The sequence below is a fragment of the Azospira oryzae genome (assembly GCF_004217225.1).
GTDB classification, from domain to species: Bacteria; Pseudomonadota; Gammaproteobacteria; order Burkholderiales; family Rhodocyclaceae; genus Azospira; species Azospira oryzae.
In genome coordinates, this window is sequence record NZ_SHKM01000001.1 from 864,283 (window position 1) to 883,754 (window position 19,472).

The 19,472-nt window shown below is 69.2% G+C and carries 12 protein-coding genes and 1 pseudogene; 9 read left to right on the forward strand and 4 right to left on the reverse strand.

The window, feature by feature from the left end; genetic code table 11:
* Positions 1-82 precede the first annotated feature (82 nt).
* The 3 genes from EV678_RS04050 (at position 83) to pbpC (ending at position 9,441) form a co-directional block, all read left to right on the forward strand.
* Entirely contained in the window at positions 83-1,192 is a 1,110-nt protein-coding gene (locus tag EV678_RS04050) for a DUF748 domain-containing protein (RefSeq protein WP_130458595.1), read from the forward strand.
* A 289-nt stretch (positions 1,193-1,481) separates the two neighbouring features.
* A complete protein-coding gene (locus EV678_RS04055; protein ID WP_165397444.1) occupies positions 1,482-7,163 on the forward strand; it encodes an alpha-2-macroglobulin family protein in 5,682 nt (1,893 codons plus the stop codon).
* A 7-nt stretch (positions 7,164-7,170) separates the two neighbouring features.
* Positions 7,171-9,441, forward strand: coding sequence for a penicillin-binding protein 1C (gene pbpC, locus EV678_RS04060; protein WP_130458597.1), 2,271 nt, complete (start codon positions 7,171-7,173; stop codon positions 9,439-9,441).
* A gap of 105 nt (positions 9,442-9,546) precedes the next feature.
* Here the strand turns inward: pbpC and EV678_RS04065 are convergent, their stop codons facing one another.
* Positions 9,547-10,092, reverse strand: coding sequence for a YaeQ family protein (locus tag EV678_RS04065; protein WP_014237799.1), 546 nt, complete (start codon positions 10,090-10,092; stop codon positions 9,547-9,549).
* A gap of 208 nt (positions 10,093-10,300) precedes the next feature.
* Complete coding sequence (locus EV678_RS04070) at positions 10,301-10,762, reverse strand: DUF4442 domain-containing protein (protein WP_014237800.1); 462 nt, start codon at positions 10,760-10,762, stop codon at positions 10,301-10,303.
* A 338-nt stretch (positions 10,763-11,100) separates the two neighbouring features.
* Between EV678_RS04070 and EV678_RS04075 the strand changes: the two genes are divergently transcribed.
* Positions 11,101-11,418 (forward strand): antibiotic biosynthesis monooxygenase family protein, encoded by a 318-nt coding sequence (locus EV678_RS04075; RefSeq protein ID WP_014237801.1) that lies wholly within the window; start codon positions 11,101-11,103, stop codon positions 11,416-11,418.
* Positions 11,418-12,230, forward strand: a pseudogene (locus tag EV678_RS04080) (23S rRNA (adenine(2030)-N(6))-methyltransferase RlmJ); the annotation flags it as partial. The gene EV678_RS04075 and the pseudogene EV678_RS04080, both read left to right, overlap by 1 nt.
* Positions 12,231-12,369: 139 nt before the next feature.
* On the opposite strand, the gene EV678_RS04085 reads toward EV678_RS04080, so the two are convergent.
* Both EV678_RS04085 and EV678_RS04090 read right to left on the reverse strand, forming a co-directional pair.
* Positions 12,370-13,017: an acyl carrier protein phosphodiesterase gene (locus EV678_RS04085; protein WP_130458598.1), complete on the reverse strand. Its 648-nt coding sequence runs from the start codon at positions 13,015-13,017 to the stop codon at positions 12,370-12,372.
* A gap of 37 nt (positions 13,018-13,054) precedes the next feature.
* Complete coding sequence (locus tag EV678_RS04090) at positions 13,055-13,459, reverse strand: nucleotide pyrophosphohydrolase (protein ID WP_197739042.1); 405 nt, start codon at positions 13,457-13,459, stop codon at positions 13,055-13,057.
* Between the two features lie 55 nt (positions 13,460-13,514).
* Between EV678_RS04090 and EV678_RS04095 the strand changes: the two genes are divergently transcribed.
* The 4 genes from EV678_RS04095 (at position 13,515) to EV678_RS04110 (ending at position 19,472) form a co-directional block, all read left to right on the forward strand.
* Positions 13,515-15,083: an aminoacyl-histidine dipeptidase gene (locus EV678_RS04095; protein WP_207222163.1), complete on the forward strand. Its 1,569-nt coding sequence runs from the start codon at positions 13,515-13,517 to the stop codon at positions 15,081-15,083.
* Positions 15,084-15,229: 146 nt separating this feature from the next.
* Positions 15,230-15,751, forward strand: a complete 522-nt coding sequence (locus tag EV678_RS04100; RefSeq protein ID WP_014237805.1) for a gamma carbonic anhydrase family protein — start codon at positions 15,230-15,232, stop codon at positions 15,749-15,751.
* Between the two features lie 183 nt (positions 15,752-15,934).
* Positions 15,935-19,024, forward strand: coding sequence for a CHASE domain-containing protein (locus EV678_RS04105; RefSeq protein ID WP_130458599.1), 3,090 nt, complete (start codon positions 15,935-15,937; stop codon positions 19,022-19,024).
* A 13-nt stretch (positions 19,025-19,037) separates the two neighbouring features.
* Entirely contained in the window at positions 19,038-19,472 is a 435-nt protein-coding gene (locus EV678_RS04110; RefSeq protein ID WP_014237807.1) for a response regulator, read from the forward strand.

The following is a 19,472-nucleotide window of genomic DNA, read 5'->3' on the forward strand; positions in this document are numbered from 1 at the left end:
ATCCCGGCTTTATGCCGCCAGGGTGGCGGTGCTATCCTCGCCATCGACCATCTCCCTCGCCCTCCCCGTACCGACTGCTGCCATGACCCGACTCAAGCGCTGGCTCTCCGCCCTCCTCATCCTCGCCGTCACCCTGATCGTGCTCGCCGTCGCCGGCCTCCAGGTCGGCACCCGGCTGCTCAAGGACCAGGTGCAGCAGGCCCTGGGGCCCGACAGCGAAGTGGGGGAAATCCGCCTCGGCTGGAGCGAGGTGGAAATCCTCAAGCTGCGCCTCAAGGCCCCCGCAGGCTGGCCGGCAGCCGACACCCTGCGGGCCGAGCGCATCGTCGTCAGTCCCGACCTGCGCAGCCTGCTGGGCCAGCCCATCCGGGTGTCCTCCATCCGCATCGAAGGCGCCTATGTCTCGGCCCTGCGCAGCGCCGACGGCAAGATGCGGGTGGTGCCGAACCTGCTGGAACATCCGGCGCCGGCGGAGCAGGCCGAGAAGACGCCGCCGCCCCGGGTTCACCTGGGCCGCATCGAACTGACCGGCGCCGTGCTGGAATTTTTCGACGCCACGGTGCGCAAGCCTGCCCTGAAAATCCGCCTGGAACAGCTCGACGCCACGGTGCAGGACATCCAGCTGCCCGACCTTGCCGGCCGCACCCGGCTGGCCCTGGACGGCGTGCTGAAGGGCGTGCGCCAGGACGGCCGCATCAGCATCAAGGGCTGGATGGACCTGGCCACCCGGGATTCGGACATCACCAGCACCTTCCGCCAGGTGGACCTGGTGGCCCTCCAGCCCTATCTGGTGAAGGCCGCCGAAACCGGTGTCAAGAAGGGCAGCCTGGACCTGGACCTGCACGCCGTGGTCAAGGAGCAGCGCCTCAAGGCCCCGGGCAATCTGGTGCTGAACCAGCTGGAACTGGATAGCAACGGCAGCACCTTCATGGGCATGCCGCGCCAGGCGGTGCTCAGCCTGTTGAAGGACAAGAACGGCCGCATCGACATCAAGTTCGTCCTCGAGGGCAACCTGAAGGACCCCCAGTTCCATCTCAACGAAAGCTTCGCCACCAAGGTCGGCGCCTCCATCGCCGACACCTTCGGCATCAGCTTCGAAGGCCTGGCCAAGGGCGTCGGTACCGTGGGCCAGAAAACCGTGGAAGCCGCCGAAGGCGTCGGCAAGGCCATCAAGGGGCTGTTCGGCAAGTAGCAGCGGGGAACAGGCGCTCTGCGAACGGACGGCGACCGCAGCGCCGGTGGCGCCGGCATGATCCGGCATGGAATGGAGCGCCCTCACGCCGCCCTTTCCTCCGCTTTGCCACAACCGACCTGGGGGCGGCGACGCCCGGCAGGCCGCCACGGCTCTCGACCCGGCTACGCCCGCGACAGAGACCGATGCTTTCCCTCTGCCACGCTTGGCATGCCAATTCGCGACTCACGATCGAAGCGATCGTCATAAAATGCGACATTCCCCAGCCACCTGCCCCAAAGGCTCGCCCATGAAAAAACTGGCCCTGCTTGTCTGTAGCCTGTCCCTGACCGGTCTGGTCTCCGCCGCCACCGTGCAGCAGTTCCAGCCCCAGGGCAAGGTCGCAGACCAGACCCGTATCACGGCCCGCTTCAGCGCCGACATGGTGAAGCTGGGAGAGGCCACGGCGGCCGCGCCCTTCGAGGTGGATTGCGCCCGCATCTCCGGCGAAGGCCGCTGGGTGGATGCCCGCACCTGGGCCTGGCAACTGGCACGCGCCCTGCAACCCGGCGAACGCTGCGTCTTCACGGTCAAATCCCAACAGCTTGCCCTGAGCGGGGAGAGCATCGGCGGCAAAACCCGTTTCGAGCTGTTCGGCGCCCCTCCCCGGCCCTGGCGCATCGCCCCCTCCCCCGGCAGCGCCATCGACGAGGAACAGGCTTTCGTCATCAACGGCGGCGGCGAGCTGGATGCCCGCTCCCTGGAAAACAATCTTTGGTGCGAAGCCGACGGCGTCGGCCAGCGCCTGCCGGCCCGGCCGGTGGCGGCCAAGGTACGCCAGGAGGTGCTGCAACGAGTAGGCAATACGGGCGCCGCGCCCCTGGTGGTGACCTGCAGCGAACGCCTGCCCGCCGGCAGCCGGGCCCGCCTGGTCTGGGGGGCCGGCATCCGTGCCGCCAACGGCACGCCGACGGAAAAGGAGGAAAGCTTCGTCTACAAGGTGCGGGAGCCCTTCAAGGCCACCTTTTCCTGCGAGCGGGAAAAGGCCGGTGCGCCCTGCTCCCCCTTCTCGGGCCTCAGCCTCCAGTTCAATGCCCCTTTCGATGCCAAGCAGATCGGCCAGTTCGCCCTCGTCACCCCGGAGGGCAAGCGCAAGCCCCAGGACCCCAACCAGAACAGCAGCAGCAAGAGCGACACCCTGCAATCCCTCAGCTTCCCCGGCCCCCTGCCCCAGAATGCCGAGCTGACCCTGGAAATCCCCGCCGGGCTGAAAGATGACGCGGGCCGCCCCCTGGCCAACGCCGCCAGCTTCCCCCTCAAACTGCGTACCGGCGGGCTGCCGCCCCTGGCCAAGTTTCCCGGCGCCTTCGGCATCGTCGAGCTGCAGGAAGGCGGGCTGCTCCCGGTCACCCTGCGCAACGTGGAGGCCAGCCTGAAGACCGCCGGGCTGACCCTGCCGGGCCGGCACCGCTTCAGCCAGCAACGCCTGACGGAAGATGCGGACGTGATTGCCGCCATGCTGGCCCTGGAGAAGTTCGAGCAGCAGAGCCGCAAGGTCCGCCTGAAGGTGGATGGGGAATGGCGGGAACTGATCGACCCCTACTACGCCCGGGAGCTTTCCTTCCTCCAGGGCCGGGCCGGCGTCGCCCGCCAGGAGTTGCCCAAGCCCGGCGGCAGCAGCGAGTTCGAGGTGATCGGCGTACCCCTGCAGAAGCCCGGCTACCACATCGTCGAAATCGAAAGCCAGCTGCTGGGCCAGGCCCTGCTGGCAACGCCAAAGCCCATGTACGTGCGGGCCGCGGCCCTGGTCACCAACCTGGCGGTGCATCTGAAAACGGGACGGGACAACGGCCTGGTCTGGGTCACCGCCCTGGACAGCGGCAAGCCGGTGGCCGGCGCCGAGGTGCGCATCTCCGGCTGCAACGGCCAGTCCCTCTGGCAAGGCAGCACCGATGCCCAGGGCCGGGCCCGGGTGGATCAGGCCCTGCAAGCGCCCTACTGCCGGGATACCCAGTTCCTCTTTGCCAGCGCCCGCCTCAACGGGGACTACAGCTTCGTCCGCTCCGACTGGAACGAAGGCATCGAACCCTGGCGCTTCGGCGTGGCAACCTGGGGCGAGAGCGGCGACTTCAAGATCCACTCCGTGCTCGACCGCACCCTCTTCCGTCCCGGCCAGACCCTCTCCATGAAGCACCTGGCCCGCAGCCGCAACAGCCGGGGCTTTGCCATTCCGGCAGCGGAGGAACTGCCCACCCGCCTGGTCATCCGCCACGGCGAGAGCGGTACCGAATATCCCCAGCCCCTGAGCTGGGATGCCCAGGGCGCCGCCACCAGCAGCTGGAAGGTGCCGGACTCGGCCAAGCTGGGCAATTACGAAATCGTGCTCGCCGGCGGCAAGCGGGGCGAGCAGTACACCGGGGAATTCCGGGTCGCCGACTTCCGCCTGCCGGTGTTCACCGGCAGCGTGCAGGGCGTGCCGGCCCGCCAGGTGGCGCCGGGCAAGGTGCCCCTGGCCCTGGGCCTGTCCTTCCTCAACGGCGGCGCAGCCAAGCGGGCGGAAGTCCAGGTCTCGGCCACCCTGCGCCCGCGCTGGCCGGTGTACAAGAACTTCGAGGCCTACAACTTCCACATCGATTTCGATGCCGCTGCCCTGGCCGCCTTCAAGGTGGAGGCCAACCGGGAACAGGAAACCCTCATTCTCGATCGCCAGGCCGTGACCCTGGACCAGGCCGGCGCCGGCAAGCTGGAGGTGGTGCTGCCCGCCAAGCCCAAGGGCCCCAGCGAGGTCTATGCGGAAATGACCTTCGCCGACCCCAACGGGGAAATCCAGACCCTGCGGGGCCAGGTGGAACTGTGGCCGGCCAATGTGGCGGTGGGCATCAAGGTGGCGGACTGGGCCTCCGGCAACGGCAAGAACCGCATCGAAGTGGCGGTGCTGGATATCCAGGGCAAGCCCGTGGCGGGCCAGGCGGTGAGCGTCAAGGCCAAGCGGCGGGTGGATTACAGCCACCGCCGGCGCATCGTCGGCGGTTTCTACGCCTACGAAAACCAGCAGGAATACCAGGACATGGGCGAAGTCTGCGCCGGCACCACGGACAGCCGGGGCCTGCTGCTGTGCGAGCCCAAGGCCGGCGAGCCGGGGGCCATCCACCTGCTGGCCGAAACCCGGGACAGCCAGGGCAACGTGGCCCGGGCCAGCACCAGCTACTGGGTCAGCGGCGGCGGCGACCTGTGGTTCACCGCCGGCAACCAGGACCGCATCGACGTCATTCCCGAAAAGCGCAGCTACCAGCCCGGGGAGACGGCCCGCTTCCAGGTGCGCACGCCCTTCCGGGAAGCCACCGCCCTGGTTTCCGTGGAGGCGGGCGGCATCATCGACACCTTCGTGCAGCCCCTTTCCCGTTTCAAGCCCACCGTGGAAATCCCGGTCAAACCCGAATGGGGGCCGAATGTCTATGTCTCCGTGCTCGCCGTGCGGGGCCGGGTGGAGCCCCTGAAATGGACCAGCTTCTTCCAGTGGGGCTGGCGCGAGCCCCTGGCCTGGTTCAAGGAATGGTGGCACCCGGAGCAGCCCACCGCCATGGTGGACCTGGCCAAGCCGGCCTACCGCCTGGGCCTGGGGGAAATCGCCGTGGGCAACGACGGCTTCCGCCTCAAGGTGGAGGTGAGCAGCGACAAGAGCGACTACCGGCCCCGGGAAGAGGCCACGGTGAAAATCCGCGTCACCACGCCGGACGGCAAGCCGGCCCCCGCCGGCAGCGAGGTGGCTTTTGCCGCGGTGGACCAGGCCCTGCTGGAACTACGCCCCAACGACAGCTGGGACCTGCTGCAGGCCTTCCTGCAGAAGCGGGCCTACCAGGTGGAAACCGCCACCGCCCAATCCCAGGTCATCGGCAAGCGCCATTTCGGCAAGAAGGCCCTGCCCCCCGGCGGCGGCGGCGGCCGCGCCCCGGCCCGGGAACTGTTCGACACCCTGCTCAGCTGGCAGCCCCGGGTCAAGCTGGACGCCAACGGCAGCGCCACCCTCAAGGTGGCGATGAACGATTCCCTCAGCGAATTCCGCCTGGTGGGTGTGGCCACGGCCGGGGCCGGCCTGTTCGGCAGCGGCAGCAGCAGCGTGCGCACCCGGCAGGACCTACAGATTATCTCCGGCCTGCCGCCTCTGGTGCGGGAAGGCGACCATTTCAAGGCCCTGGTCACCCTGCGCAACGGCACCGCCCGCCAGATGACGGTGCGCCTCCAGGCCCGCCATGGCAGCCAGAACCTGCCCGAACGCCAGGTCGTCCTGGCCGCCGAAGGGGCCGCCGAACTCAGCTGGGAGACGGACGCCCCCGATGGTGCCAGCCACCAGGACTGGGAATTCACCGCCAAAGAAGAAGGCGGCAAGGCCCAGGACGCCCTGAAGATTACCCAGCAGGTCGCCCCCGCCGTGCCGGTGACGGTGCAGCAGGCCACCTTCACCCGGGTCGACGGCAAGTACGAGGTCGGCGTCAGTCCGCCGGCCGGCGCCCTGCCCGGCAAGGGCGGGCTGGAGATCAGCCTGTCGCCCAAGCTGGCAGTGCCACCGCCGGGCCTGCGTCGCTTCTTCGAGGAGTACCCCTTCTCCTGCCTGGAACAGAAGACCTCCATCGCCGTCGGCCTCAACGACGCCCGGCGCTGGCAGGCCGTGGCCGACAGCCTGCCCGGCATGCTGGACAGCAACGGCCTGGCCGGCTACTTCCCCGGCACCCCGGGCAGCGCCACCCTGACGGCCTATCTGCTCGACCTCACCACCCTGGCCGGCTTCGCCGTGCCGGAGGAGAGCAGGCGGCGCATGGTGCAGGGCCTCACCGCCTACGCCGAAGGCCGCCTGCGCACCGGCGAATGGGCGCCCGCCAGTTACGGCGACCCGCTGCTGCTGCGCCGCCTCAACGCCCTGCAGGCCCTGGGCCGGCAGGGTGTGCAACTGCCGCGCACGGTGGCGGCCCTGGAGGTCGATCCCCTGCGCCTGCCCACGGCGGCCCTCATCGACTGGTATCTGGTGTTGCAGCGCACCGCCGACCTGCCCCAGCGCAGCAAGCGCCTGGCCGAGGCCCAGCAGGAACTGCGCAACCGCCTCTCCTACACCGGCGGCCGCCTGACCTTCACCACGGAACGGGAAGACTACTGGTGGTGGATGATGCTCAACGCCGACGCCAACGCCTTCCGCCTCATCGAGGCCATGCTCGACAACCCGGTCTGGCAGGAGGACCTGCCGCGCCTGGTGCAGGGCGCCATGGAGCGCCAGGTGCGGGGCCGCTGGCTGACCACCACGGCCAATGCCTGGGCCCGGGTCACCCTGGACCGTTTCGCCCGCAAGTTCGAGCGGGAGCCGGTGGCCGGCAAGACCGTGGCCACCCTGGCCAAGGCCGGCGCCGAGGTGGACTGGCGCCAGGCCGGTGCCGCCCAGCCCGCCCCCCTGGCCCTGCCCTGGCCCAATCCGGCCGGCAAGGAGGACAAGCTGCAGCTGAGCCACCAGGGCAGCGGCAAGCCCTGGGCCACCGTACAGGTGCTGGCGGCCGTGGCCGACGGCCCGGCCCGGGCCATGGGCTACCGCATCAGCCGCAAGGTGGCGCCGCTGCAGGAGAAGATCCCGGGCAAGGTCAGCCGCGGCGACCTGTGGCGCGTGACCCTGACGGTGGATGCGGAACAGGACATGACCTGGGTGGCCCTGAGCGACCCCATTCCCGCCGGTGCCCGCATCCTTGGCGACGGCGACGGACGGGACAGCGCCATCGGCACCCTGGATGAGAACCGGGACTCGCACGGCCTGCGGCCCAGCTACGTGGAGCGCAGCTTCAGTGCCTTCCGGGCCTATTACCAGTGGCTGCCCAAGGGCCGCTTCGTCCTGGAATACACCCTGCGCCTCAACAACAGCGGCGACTTCGCCCTGCCGCCGACCCGGGTGGAGGCCCTCTACGCCCCCGACGTGTTCGGCGAAGTGCCCAACAGCCGGGTCAAGGTTGGCGACTAAAGCGGCCGTGCCCCGCTTTTCAGGCTTTGGGGAGCGCCGCCTGCCGCTGCGGCGACGGGCGCTGCTCCCCACCCTGGCCCTGCTCCTGGGGCTGGCCGCGCCTGCCGCCCAGGCCCTGCCGGACTACGCCCAGGTGCGCCGGGAATACCGGGCCTCCGACGCCACCCTGCTGGCCCGGGACGGACAGGTGCTGCAGAGCCTGCGCCTCGACCGCAACGTCCGGCGCCGGGCCTGGACGCCCCTGGCGGAAATCTCCCCGGCCCTGGTGCGGGCCGTCATCGTCTCCGAAGACCGGCGCTTCATGGAGCATGACGGCGTGGACTGGCGCGCCGCCGGCAAGGCCGCCTGGAGCAATTTCTGGGGCAGCCGCACCCGGGGCGCCAGCACCCTGACCATGCAACTGGCCGGCCTGCTGGAGGAGGACGGGCAGCGCCGGGGCCGCCGCTCCTTCCTCGACAAGCTCGGCCAGTCCATGGCGGCGGGACGCCTGGAGCGCACCTGGAACAAGCGCCAGATCATCGAGGCCTATCTCAACCTGGTCCCCTTCCGGGGCGAACTGCAGGGCGTCGGCGCCATGAGCCAGGAGCTGTTCGGCAAGTGGCCCCACGGCCTGGACGAGCGGGAATCCGCCCTGGCCGCCGCCCTGCTGCGCTCCCCCAATGCCTTCCCCGCCGTGGTGGCCCGCCGGGCCTGCCGCCTGCTAGCGGAAATGGGCCGGGAACAGGAATGCAGCGACGCCCAGGCCTTCGCCGCCTATGTGGACTACGCCCTCAGCGGCGCCCAGCGCACGCGCCAGGCCCCCGCCCCCCAACTGGCGCCCCACCTGGCCCGCAAGCTGCTGGAGCAACCCGGCCAGGCCCTGCTTTCCAGCCTGGATGCTGACCTGCAGCAGTTCGCCAGCCACGCCCTGCGGCGCCACCTCCATACCCTGCGGCACCAGAACGTGGAAGACGGCGCGGTGCTGGTGCTGGACAACGCCAGCGGCGAAATCCTGGCCTGGGTCGGCTCCAGCGGCGACCTCTCGGAGGCGGCGGAAGTGGATGGGGTCACCGCCCTGCGCCAGGCCGGCTCCACCCTCAAGCCCTTTCTCTACGCCCTGGCCTTCGAACAGCGGGCCCTGACGCCCGCCTCCCTCATCGAAGATGCGCCCCTGGCTCTGGATACGGGCAACGGCCTCTACGCTCCCCAGAACTACGAGCCCCACTACCAGGGCTGGGTCTCGGTGCGACGCGCCCTGGCCGGCTCCCTCAACGTGCCGGCGGTGCGCACCCTGGTGCGCCTGGGGCCCGAGCCCTTCCGCCGCAAGCTGCTGCAGGCCGGCCTGGCCAGCCTCAACCAGGATGGCGACTGGTACGGCTACAGCCTGGCCCTGGGCTCGGCGGATATTTCCCTGCTGATGCTGGCCAACGGCTACCGCAGCCTGGCCAACGGCGGCCGCTGGAGCCCCCTGCGGGCCGTGCCTGCCACCGCTGCCGGCAGCAATGGCAAGGCCCAGCCCATTCCCTGCCGCCGCGAAGGCTGTGCCGGGGTTTTCAGCGACGTGCCCCGCCCGGCCTTCACCGCGGCGGCGGCCTTCCTGGTGGGAGACATCCTGGCCGACCGCAATGCCCGGGCCTCCACCTTCGGCCTGGAATCCTGGCTCGCCACGCCCTACTGGAGCGCGGTCAAGACCGGCACCAGCAAGGACATGCGGGACAACTGGTGCACCGGCTATTCCCGCCGCTACACCGTGGCGGTGTGGGTGGGCAATGCCGGCGGCAGCCCCATGCACGACGTTTCCGGCATCAGCGGCGCGGCACCGGTGTGGCGGGAGGTCATGGACTGGCTGCACCGGGGCGATCCGGCCCGGGCCCGGCCACCCCAATCCAGCCGGCCGCCGCCGGCCCCCGCCGGCGTGGTGCGCCAGAGCATCCGCTTCGAGCCGGCCCGGGAACCGGCCCGCCAGGAGTGGTTCCTGGCCGGCACGGAACAGACGCTCATCCGCCAGGCCGGCGGCCAGGCCCTGGGCCGCATCGCCTACCCGGCCGACGGCACCATCCTGGCCCTGGACCCGGACATTCCGCCCAGCCGGCAACGCATCGAACTGCGCCTGAGCGGCCCCGCCGCCCCGGGCTGGCACTGGCAACTCGACGGCAAGCGGCTGGCCGCCGCCCAGCCGGCGCCCCGCTGGCTGCCCCAGCCCGGCCGCCACCGCCTGCAGCTGGTGGATGCCCGGCAGCGGGTGATCGACGAGGCCGCTTTCGAAGTCCGGGCCCTGAAAGGGAAAAGCCGGCGCTGACGCTGCCGGGCAGAGGAAGCCCTGGCCCCCATGAAAAGGGGCGAAAAAAAAGGCCGAAAAAAAGGCCGGTGGTCCCGGCCTTTTTTCATTTCCTGCAAATCCCGTTCATTCCTTGTACAGCCACTTCACCGGCTCGATATTCACCGTGCCCTTGTCGCAGCCGACCAGGACATGGCCGTCCTGGATGGTGCAGGAGAGGCGCATGGTGCGGTCGGCCAGTTCGGCCAGGGCGCGGCTCTGGGCTTCGGGGATGAACAGCACGGTGAGCTTTTCCTGGCGCTCCACCTTGCTGGCCAGCTGGGACCACCAGATTTCCGCCGCCCGGCCGCCGTAGGCCATGACCAGCACCTGGGCAGAACGGGAGAGACCCTTCTTGATGCGCTTTTCGTCCGGCAGGCCCACTTCGATCCACTGCTCGATGGCTTCGGTGTAGTCCTTGCGCCACAGGTCCGGCTCGTCGTCGTCGGAGAGGCCCTTGCAGAAGGCCAGACGCTCGTCGGCGTTGAGGGCGAAGGCCAGCAGGCGCACCATCATGCGCTCGTCGGTTTCCGACGGGTGCCGTGCCAGGGTCAGGGAATAATCGGCGTAGTGGTGCCGGTCCATGTCGGCGACGCTGAGGTCGGCCTTGAATACGGTGGATTTGAGAGCCATAGGGCGGGCATTTTACCCGCACTTGGGACAACGGCGGGTGCCGTGGCGCCGCTCATGGCGCCTCAGGGCCGCGGCGGCCGGGTAATGCCGGGGCCCGCTGCCTTGCAGGGCACTGCCCCGGGAGGCAACAGGGACGGGCATGCGCGGCATGCCTGCCCGGAGAATGGCGTCCTTCCTGCCTCCCGGGCCGGCGCCGTTCAGCCGCCTTTCAGCCCTCGCCCCGGGCCCGCCGCTTGCGCCGCACGTAGACGGTCTTGTGCACCCGGGCCACCACCTGCCCGGCCTCATCCACCACGTCGATGTGGAACTCGGGCAGGTATTTGTCGCCGCCGGCGGTGCGGGCCACGATCTCCTCCAGGGTGGCGTCGTCCACCTTGAACAGGGCCTTGACCACGCCCTTGCCCGGGGCCACGAAGTCGATCACGGCCCGCTGGTCCCATACCAGGTAGTCCTTGCCCAGGCGCTGCATGAGCAGCAGCATGTACCAGGGATCGGTCATGGCGAAAAGGCTGCCGCCGAAATGGGTGCCGACGTAATTGCGGTTGTACCAGCGCAGGCGCAGTTCCACTTCCGCCTCCCGGTAGTCGGGGGCGATGCGGGGGCTGCGAATGCCGGTGAACAGGAAGGGCGGCCACAGGTTGATGAGGCGGCGGAAGGTGCTGGCTTTCATGAATCTCTCGTCGGGAATGGGGATGGGCAATGGCCAGCCGGGCCACGGCGCGCCTGGCGGAATCCGCGGCGCTCAGTGCAGACCCATGACCACGGCGCGATGAGCAGAAGCCGGAGCCTCCGGCACTGCTCACGGTCGGCCATCGCCGGCCATTGCGTTAATTCAAACGATCGTTTGACTTCTATTTTCCCCAAGAGTTGCCTGCCCCGGCAAGCCCTTTTTTGCCCCCGACCCATTCTTGCGCCGGGCCGGGAGCCGCGCCCCGCCTGGCGACTGCCGGGGCGGGCGAAAGTCCGCTAATATCCGCCCCCTCGACCGCCATTTCCCGGAGCCCGCCCATGTTCCTCGCCATGAACCGCTTTCGCATCAAGCCGGGCAGCGAAGCCGCCTTCATCGAACACTGGCAGAAGCGGGAAAGCTATCTGGCCGAAGTCCCGGGCTTTCTCGGCTTCCACCTGCTGCAACTGGAACCCCTGGGCGACGACCCGGGCGAATTCACCCTCTTCGCCTCCCACACCATGTGGGCTTCGCAACAGGCTTTCGAGGACTGGACCCAGTCGGAGGCCTTCCGCAAGGCCCACGCCAATGCGGCCCTGACGCCCCGGGAACTCTATGTCGGCCCGCCCCAACTCGAACTTTTCAAGGCTGTAATCTAATGCTCAGCTACCGCCACGCCTTCCACGCCGGCAACCACGCCGACGTCCTCAAGCATCTGGTCCTGCTCCAGCTGCTCGACTACCTGACCCAGAAGGACAAGGCCCTCTACGTCATCGACACCCACGCCGGCGCCGGCGCCTACGACCTGAAGTCGGACTACGCCAAGAAGCTGGCCGAATTCCAGGGCGGCATCGGCCGCCTGTGGGAAGTGCCCCCTGCCGACCTGCCGCCGGCCCTGGCCGACTACGTGGCCCGCATCCGCCAGTTCAACGGCAACGAGGCCAACGGCCCCCTGCGCCTCTACCCCGGCTCCCCCTGGCTGGCCCAGCAGGGCCTGCGGGACATCGACCGGCTGCGCCTGTACGAGCTGCACAGCACCGACGCCCGCCTGCTGGCCGCCAATTTCAAGGATGCCGGCCGCCAGGTCCAGGTCACCTCCGGCGACGGCCTGGCCGGCATGAAGGCCCTGCTGCCGCCCCCGTCGCGCCGGGCCCTGGTGCTGATCGACCCCTCCTACGAGGTCAAGACCGACTACGCCACCATCTACAAGTCCCTGCAGGACGCCCTGCAGCGCTTCGCCACCGGCACCTACGCCGTCTGGTATCCCTGTCTCAACCGCCCCGAATCCCGCCAGTTCCCCGACCGCCTGAAGCGCCTGCCGGCCAAGGACTGGCTCCACGTCTCCCTGCACGTGCGCTCGCCGGACGCGGACGGCTTCGGCATGGCCGGCAGCGGCATGTTCATCCTCAACCCGCCATGGACCCTGGCCGCCACCCTGAAGGAAGTGCTGCCCCGGCTGGTGGAACTGCTGGCGGAAGAAGGGGATGCCGGCAAGGGCGCCCACTTCGTCCTGGAGAGCGGCGCCGGCGGCACCCTGGGCGATACGCCGCTACGCCCCGAGCGGACCCGGCCGACGGTGTTCAACCCCCGGGGCAGCGCCGGTTTTCCGTCTAATACGGCGGGGCGGAAGGCGCCCCGCGCGCCTGCCGCCAGCGCCGGGCAAAAGCCTGGGCGTCCGGCAGGAAAGCCCGGCAATCCGCCGCAAAGCCCGCGTAATCCTGCAGCAACTCCGCGCCCGCCCCGCAAAGGGCCATCCGGGCGCTCGGGCGCGTAAAGCGCTGGGCCATGCGGTCCAGGGCCAGGGCGATGATCTCCGGCTCCCGGTAGGAGGCCAGCCAGTCGTCGCCCCGCATGCGCGGCAGGATGGCCGCCAGCCGCTGCGGCAGGGCCGGCCCCAGCGCTTCCGCCTGGGCGTAGAGGCCGGCGGAAAACTGCGCCAGCCCCCGGGGCAGATCGCCCGCCGCCAGGGCTGACCACTCGGCCCAGTCCCGGGCCAGGAAGTGGTCGTAGAACAGATCCACCATGATCCCCGCCACCCGGCGCCGTGCCGGGCTGATGCGCTCCCGGCTGCGACAGAAGGCGGGATGGGTTTCGGCAAAGCTGTCCAGGCGCCGGTGCAGTTCCACCCCGGCCAGCACCTCCGCCGGCAGGCCGCCCGGAGCATTGTCCAGAGGCCCCTTGACGAAGTCGCCGAGGAAGCCGCCCAGACGGTGCTCCGCCACCTCGCCGCCCAGATAGGCGTGGGCCAGGAAGTTCATGGCCGCTCCTGTCGCCGCCCCCGGACGCCCGCCCGGCTCACTCCAGCTCCGTGTATTTGCGCGAAGAGCCCCGGGCCTTCTCCACCGGATACTTGGCCGCGTTCTTGCCGATCTTGGCCAGGGCCGCCGCCGGCAGGTCGATGCCCGCCTCCGCCGTCAGCAGCAGCAGATACAGCAGCACGTCGGCGCATTCGTCGGCCAGGGCCTCCCGCCCCGCCGGGTCCGCCACCAAGGCGACCATGTCGGCGTCGCTCTTCCACTGGGTCAACTCCAGCAGTTCGGCCGCCTCCAGGTTGAGGGAGACGATGAGGTGGCGCAGGCTGTGGAACTGCTTCCAGTCCCGCTCGTCGCGGAAGGCCAGGATGGCCTCGGTCAGCCGCTGCAGATCGGACGGGGAGCGGGCTTCAGGGTCGGCAGGGACGGGCATTTCTGCTAAGGTCATGGGCTTTTCAATGTTGGACGGGGCGGACCGTGATTATGCCCCGACGCACCGGACCATGACCGACTCTGCCCCCTCTTCTGCCCCCACTGCCGCCTCCTCTGCCTCTGCCGCACCCGCCCTCTCCCCCCGCGTCGCCGCCTACCAGCCCACGCCCGACTTCCCCTTCGCCGACCTGCAGCCCGTCGCCGTATGGCGCCATTTCGCCGCACTCTGCGCCATTCCCCGCCAGTCCAAGCACGAAGCCGCCCTGCGCGACCTTCTGGCGGCCTGGGCTGAGGGCCGGGGCCTGGCCAGCGAGCAGGACGGCGTCGGCAACCTGGTGATCCGCAAGCCCGGCAGCCCGGGCCGGGAACAGGAGGCCGGCGTCATCCTGCAGGGCCACCTGGACATGGTCTGCCAGCAGAACAGCGGCACCGGCCACGATTTCCAGCAGGACCCCATCCGCCCCGTACTGAAGGATGGCTGGCTGCTGGCGGAGAACACCACCCTGGGCGCCGACAACGGCATCGGCGTGGCCCTGGCCCTGGCCGCCCTGGAAGCCGACGGCCTTTCCCATCCGCCCCTGGAAGTGCTGCTCACGGTGGACGAGGAAGCGGGCATGGGCGGCGCCCTGGGCCTGGCGCCGGGCCTGCTGCGGGGCCGCTACCTGATCAACATCGACACCGAGGAATGGGGCCACCTGTACCTGGGCTGCGCCGGCGGCATGGACGTCAATGTGACCTATCCCTACAGCAGCGAGCCGGCGCCGGCGGGCTGGACGGTGGCCAAGATCTCCCTCACCGGCCTCAGCGGCGGCCACTCGGGCATCGACATCCACAAGGAGCGGGGCAACGCCATCAAGCTGCTGGTGCGCCTGCTGGGGGAACTGGGCCAGCAACTCGGCACCGAGGCCTGGCGCCTGCTGCATTTGGAAGGGGGCACCGCCCGCAACGCCCTGCCGCGGGAGGCCTTCGCCACCGTGATCCTGGACCCGGCCTGCCTGGCCGAGATCGAGGCGACCCTGGCTACGGGCGCCCAGGCCCTTGCCCGGGAGCTGAAGGGGGTTGAAAACGGCCTATCCGTGCGCCTCTCCGAGCTGCCCTCCCTGGCCGGTCCGGCCATGGCCCCCGCCGCCCAGCGCCAGCTGCTGGCCGCCCTCAACGCGGCGCCCCACGGCGTCGCCCGCATGAGCATGAGCGTGCCCGGCATCGTCGAAACCTCCAACAACCTGGGGGTGCTCAGCGTTGCCAACGGCCAGGCCCGGGCCAACTTCATGGTGCGCTCCCTGGTGGATTCCGCCGCCCAGGCCCACGCCCGGCGCATCGCCGACCTCTTCGGCCTGATCGGCGCCGACTGCCAGCTCACCGACGGCTACTCCGGCTGGAAGCCCAACCCGGATTCGCCCCTGCTGGCCCTGGCCCAGCAGGTCTATGCCGCACAGTTCGGCGGCAGCGCCCAGGTGGAAGTGATCCACGCCGGCCTGGAGTGCGGCATCATCGGCGCCAAGTACCCGGGCCTGGATATGCTCTCCTTCGGCCCCACCATCCACGGCGCCCACGCTCCCGGCGAGCGGGTCGAGGTGGAAACGGTGGCCAGGAGCTGGCAGTTCCTGGTGGCCCTGCTGGCCGCCCTGCCCCGGGTCTGATAAACCCTTTGCCACAGAGGGCACAGAGAACACAGAGGCAGGCAAAAGCCAAACCGTCTCAGCCGGAAGGCGGGCAGCTACGACTGCCCCTCTCTGTGTTCTCTGTGCCCTCTGTGGCTAAAAAATAGAACCTCCAGGAGCCCCCCATGCCCATCTACAAGATCGACCAGAAAACGCCCCAGATCGCCGCGAGCGCCTGGGTCGCCCCCAACGCCACGGTGATCGGCGACGCCCGCCTGGGCGACAACGTCTCCATCTGGTGGAACGCCGTGCTGCGGGGCGACAACGACCCCATCCACATCGGCGCCAACAGCAACATCCAGGACGGCTCCGTGCTGCATACGGACGAAGGCGTGCCCATGCATATCGGCGCCAACGTCACCGTGGGCCACATGGTCATGCTGCACGGCTGCACCGTGGGCGACAATTCCCTGATCGGCATCGGCAGCGTCATTCTCAACCGGGCGGTGATCGGCAAACACAGCATCGTCGGCGCCAATACCCTGATCCCGGAAGGCAAGGTCTTCCCCGACGGGGTGCTGATCGTCGGCTCCCCCGGCAAGGTGGTGCGGGAGCTGAGCGAGGAGGAAAAGGCCCGGCTGCAAAAGAGCGCCGACCATTACGTGGATAACGCCCGCCGCTACGCCAGCCGGCTGGTGGAGCTGTAGGCCTGGCGGGCTGCGCCAGGCAGCGGCAGAAGGCCGGGAGCGACCCCGGCCTTTTTTATGTCCGTAGAACTACTTAAGTCTTTATTCCTACTACTTTTTTCGTATGTCGCCACCATAGTCTTTTCCCCATAATGGCCTGGAAAATAACCAGAACCAAGGCTGCCACAGCCTGGAGACAAGACCATGACGGCACATCCCCAGCCGCCGCCCCGGCTCTCCCGGGGGCAAGCCCTGCTGTTGCACCCGGCCAGCCCCTGGGCGGTCCTGACCATTGCCCTGGCCCTGAGCCTGTGGTTCTGGCGCACGTCCGTCGCCACCAACGACCGCATCACTGAGGAACGCTTCCAGCGCTACGTGGCCGAGGCCAGCCAGCGCATCACCCTGCGCATGCAGGAGCACGAGCAGATTCTGCGCGGCGCCGTCGGCCTGATCCTGTCCTCGGACGACGTCACCCGGCAGGAATGGCGGGACTTCTTCCAGGCCCTCAACCTGAAGGAACACTACCCGGGCATCCTGGCCCTGGGCTATACCGTCATGCTCAAGGCGGAAGAGCGGGCGGCCTACGAAAAACAGGTGCGCCAGGAAGGCTTTCCCGACTTTGCCATCAGCCCCCGGGGCGACCGTCCCGTCTACAGCAGCATCCACCTGATCGAGCCCTTCTCCGAGCGCAACCAGCGGGCCTTCGGCTACGACATGTATTCGGACCCGACCCGCCGCGCCGCCATGGAACTGGCCCGGGACCGCAACAGTGCCGCCCTCACCAGCCGGGTCACCCTGGTGCAGGAGGACGGCCACGACATCCAGGCCGGCACCGTGCTCTACATGCCGGTCTATCGCCCCGGCCAGCCCCTGGAAACCACCGCCCAGCGCCGCCAGGCCCTGCTCGGCTTCGTCTACAGCCCTTTCCGCATGGGCGACCTGATGACCGACATCCTGGGCCACTGGGGCCGGGAACTGGACTTCGAGATCTACGACGGCGCCCCCTTCAGCGAAGCCAACCGCCTCTACGCCACCCGTAGCGGCATCACCGACAGCAGCGGCATCCGCCGCACCCAGGTGACCCTGGCCCTGCCCATGCGCGAGTGGACCCTGCGCTTCCAGAGCACCCCGGCCTTCGAGGCGGAACTGGAGCAGCATTCCCCCCTCATCATCCTGGCCACCGGCGGCACCATCAGCCTGCTGCTGCTGCAACTGCTGCGCAGCCTGGCCCGGGAAGTACGGCAACAGCAGGGCAACCAGGCCGCCCTGGCCCAGGAGCACCGGCGCCTGGCCAGCATCGCCCGCCTGCGCGACGCCTACATCCGGGGCCACGACGGCCACACCATCTTCGCCCTGGTGCTGACGGAAATCCTCGATCTCTCCAACAGTCAGTTCGGCTACATCACCGAACTGAGCTACCGCCCCGACGGCGAGCCGGTGCAGCGCTTCCTCGCCCTCTCCGACATTGCCTGGGACGAGGCCAGCCGCCAGCAGTACGCCGGGGCGGCGGCGGGCCGCATGCAGTTCGTCGGCCTCAACGGTCTCTACGCCGCCGCCATCGACAGCGGCGCGGCGGTCATCGCCAACGATCCGGCACACCATCCCCGGCACAACGACCGCATCCCGGCCGGACATCCGCCCATGCAGGCCTTCCTCGGCCTGCCCATCTTCCGCGACGGCCGCATCGTCGGCAGCGTCGGCCTGGCCAACCGGCCCGGCGGCTACGACCAGGCCCTGGCCGACTACCTGCAGCCGGTGGTGGACAGCTGCTCCCAGCTGATCGACGCCCTCAAGGACCAGCAGGCCCTGCAGGAAAGCGAGAACCAGCTGCGCCAGCTATGCAATTCCCTGCAGCAGCTGATCTGGACGGCGACGCCGGACACCCGTTGTGACTTTCTCAGCCGCCAGTGGGAGGAATACACCGGCAGGCCGGCAAGCGAGCAGCTGGGCCGGGCCTGGATGGCCCAGATCCACCCGGAGGACCAGGGCCGCCTCAACGCCGCCTGGGAAAGCTGCATCGCCCGGGGCGAGAACCTGCGCATCGACCTGCGCATCCGCCGCCACGACGGCCAGTACCGCTGGTTCGACACCCGGGCCTCGGCCCTCAAGGACAGGGAGGGCAAGCTGATCCGCTGGATCGGCAGCAACACGGACGTGCAGGTGGAGCGGGAAATGATGGCGGCCCTCAGCGAAGCCCGCCGCATCATTTCCCAGGGCCAGCGCCTCGGCCACTTCGCCAGCTGGGCGGCGGACCTCAAGCAGGGCCGCTGGTTCATCCCCGACTTCACCCCCATCGTGGACTGGCCGCCGGGCGAGTACAACTGCGCCCAGCTGCTGCAGCTGGCCCACGCCGAAGACGTGGCGAACCTGCAGCAGGCCTGGCGCGAGGCCGAGGCCGGCACGACCCCCTTCGACATCAAGTGCCGCATCCTGCACCGGGGCGAGCTGCGCTGGGTCCATCTCACGGCGGAATTCGAACGCACCCCGGAGGGCAAGGCCGAGCGCGCCGCCGGCGTGGCCCGGGACATCACCCGGGAAGTGGCGGCGGAAGAACAGATCCGCCAGTTCAACGACAGCCTGGAACGACGGGTGAAGGAGCGCACCGCCGAGCTGGCGGCGGCCAACCACGAGCTGGAAGGCTTCGCCTACGCCGTCTCCCACGACCTGCGGGCGCCCCTGCGGGCCATCACCGGCTTCAGCCAGGCGCTGCTGGAGGACTACGGCGACAAGCTGGAAGGCGAGGCCAGGGAATTCCTCGACGAGATCATCCGCGGCGGCCGCCACCTGGGAGAACTGATCGACGGCCTGCTCACCCTCTCCCGCTGCACCCGGGGCGAACTGCGCCGGGAGCCGGTGGACATCTCCGCCCTGGCCGAGGCCATGGCCCGAGAAATCCGCAGCCACCAGCGGGGCGCCCATTTCACCCTGGAGGTGGAACCCGGCATCCAGGTCCAGGGCGATCCCGCCATGCTGGAAGTAGTGATGCGCAACCTCATGGAAAACGCCTGGAAGTATTCGGCCCACCAGAAGACGCCCCACATCCGCGTCTACGCCGACAGCATCACCGCCGACACCGTCGCCTGGTGCGTCGCCGACAACGGCGCCGGCTTCGACATGAACTACGCCAACAAGCTGTTCAAGCCCTTCCAGCGCCTGCACCGACAGAGCGAATTTGCCGGCACCGGCATCGGCCTGGCCACGGTGCAACGCATCATCCACCGCCACGGCGGCGACATCACGGCCTCCTCGGCGGTGAACCAGGGCGCCGTCTTCCGCATCACCCTGCCCACTTGAAAGGACCCGAACCATGGACAAGAACATTCTGCTGGTGGAAGACAACGACCAGGACGAAAAGCTGATCCTGCGGGCCCTGCGCAAGGTGAACCTGGCCAACCAGGTGGACGTGGCCCGGGACGGCCAGCAGGCCCTGGACTACCTCTTCGCCGAAGGCGAGTTTTCCGGACGGGCCGGCCAGCCCCTGCCCACCGTGGTGCTGCTGGACATCAACCTGCCCCGCATCAGCGGCCTGGACGTGCTCAAGCGCCTGCGCGCCGATTCCCGCACCCACCTGCTGCCGGTGGTGATGCTGACCTCCTCCGACGAAGAGCAGGACCGCCTCGCCTCCTACGAGGACGGCGCCAACAGCTTCGTGCGCAAACCCCTGGATTTCGGCGAATTCGCCGAAACCGTGGCCCGCATGGGGGTGTACTGGCTGGCCACCAACATACCGCCGAAGAACTGA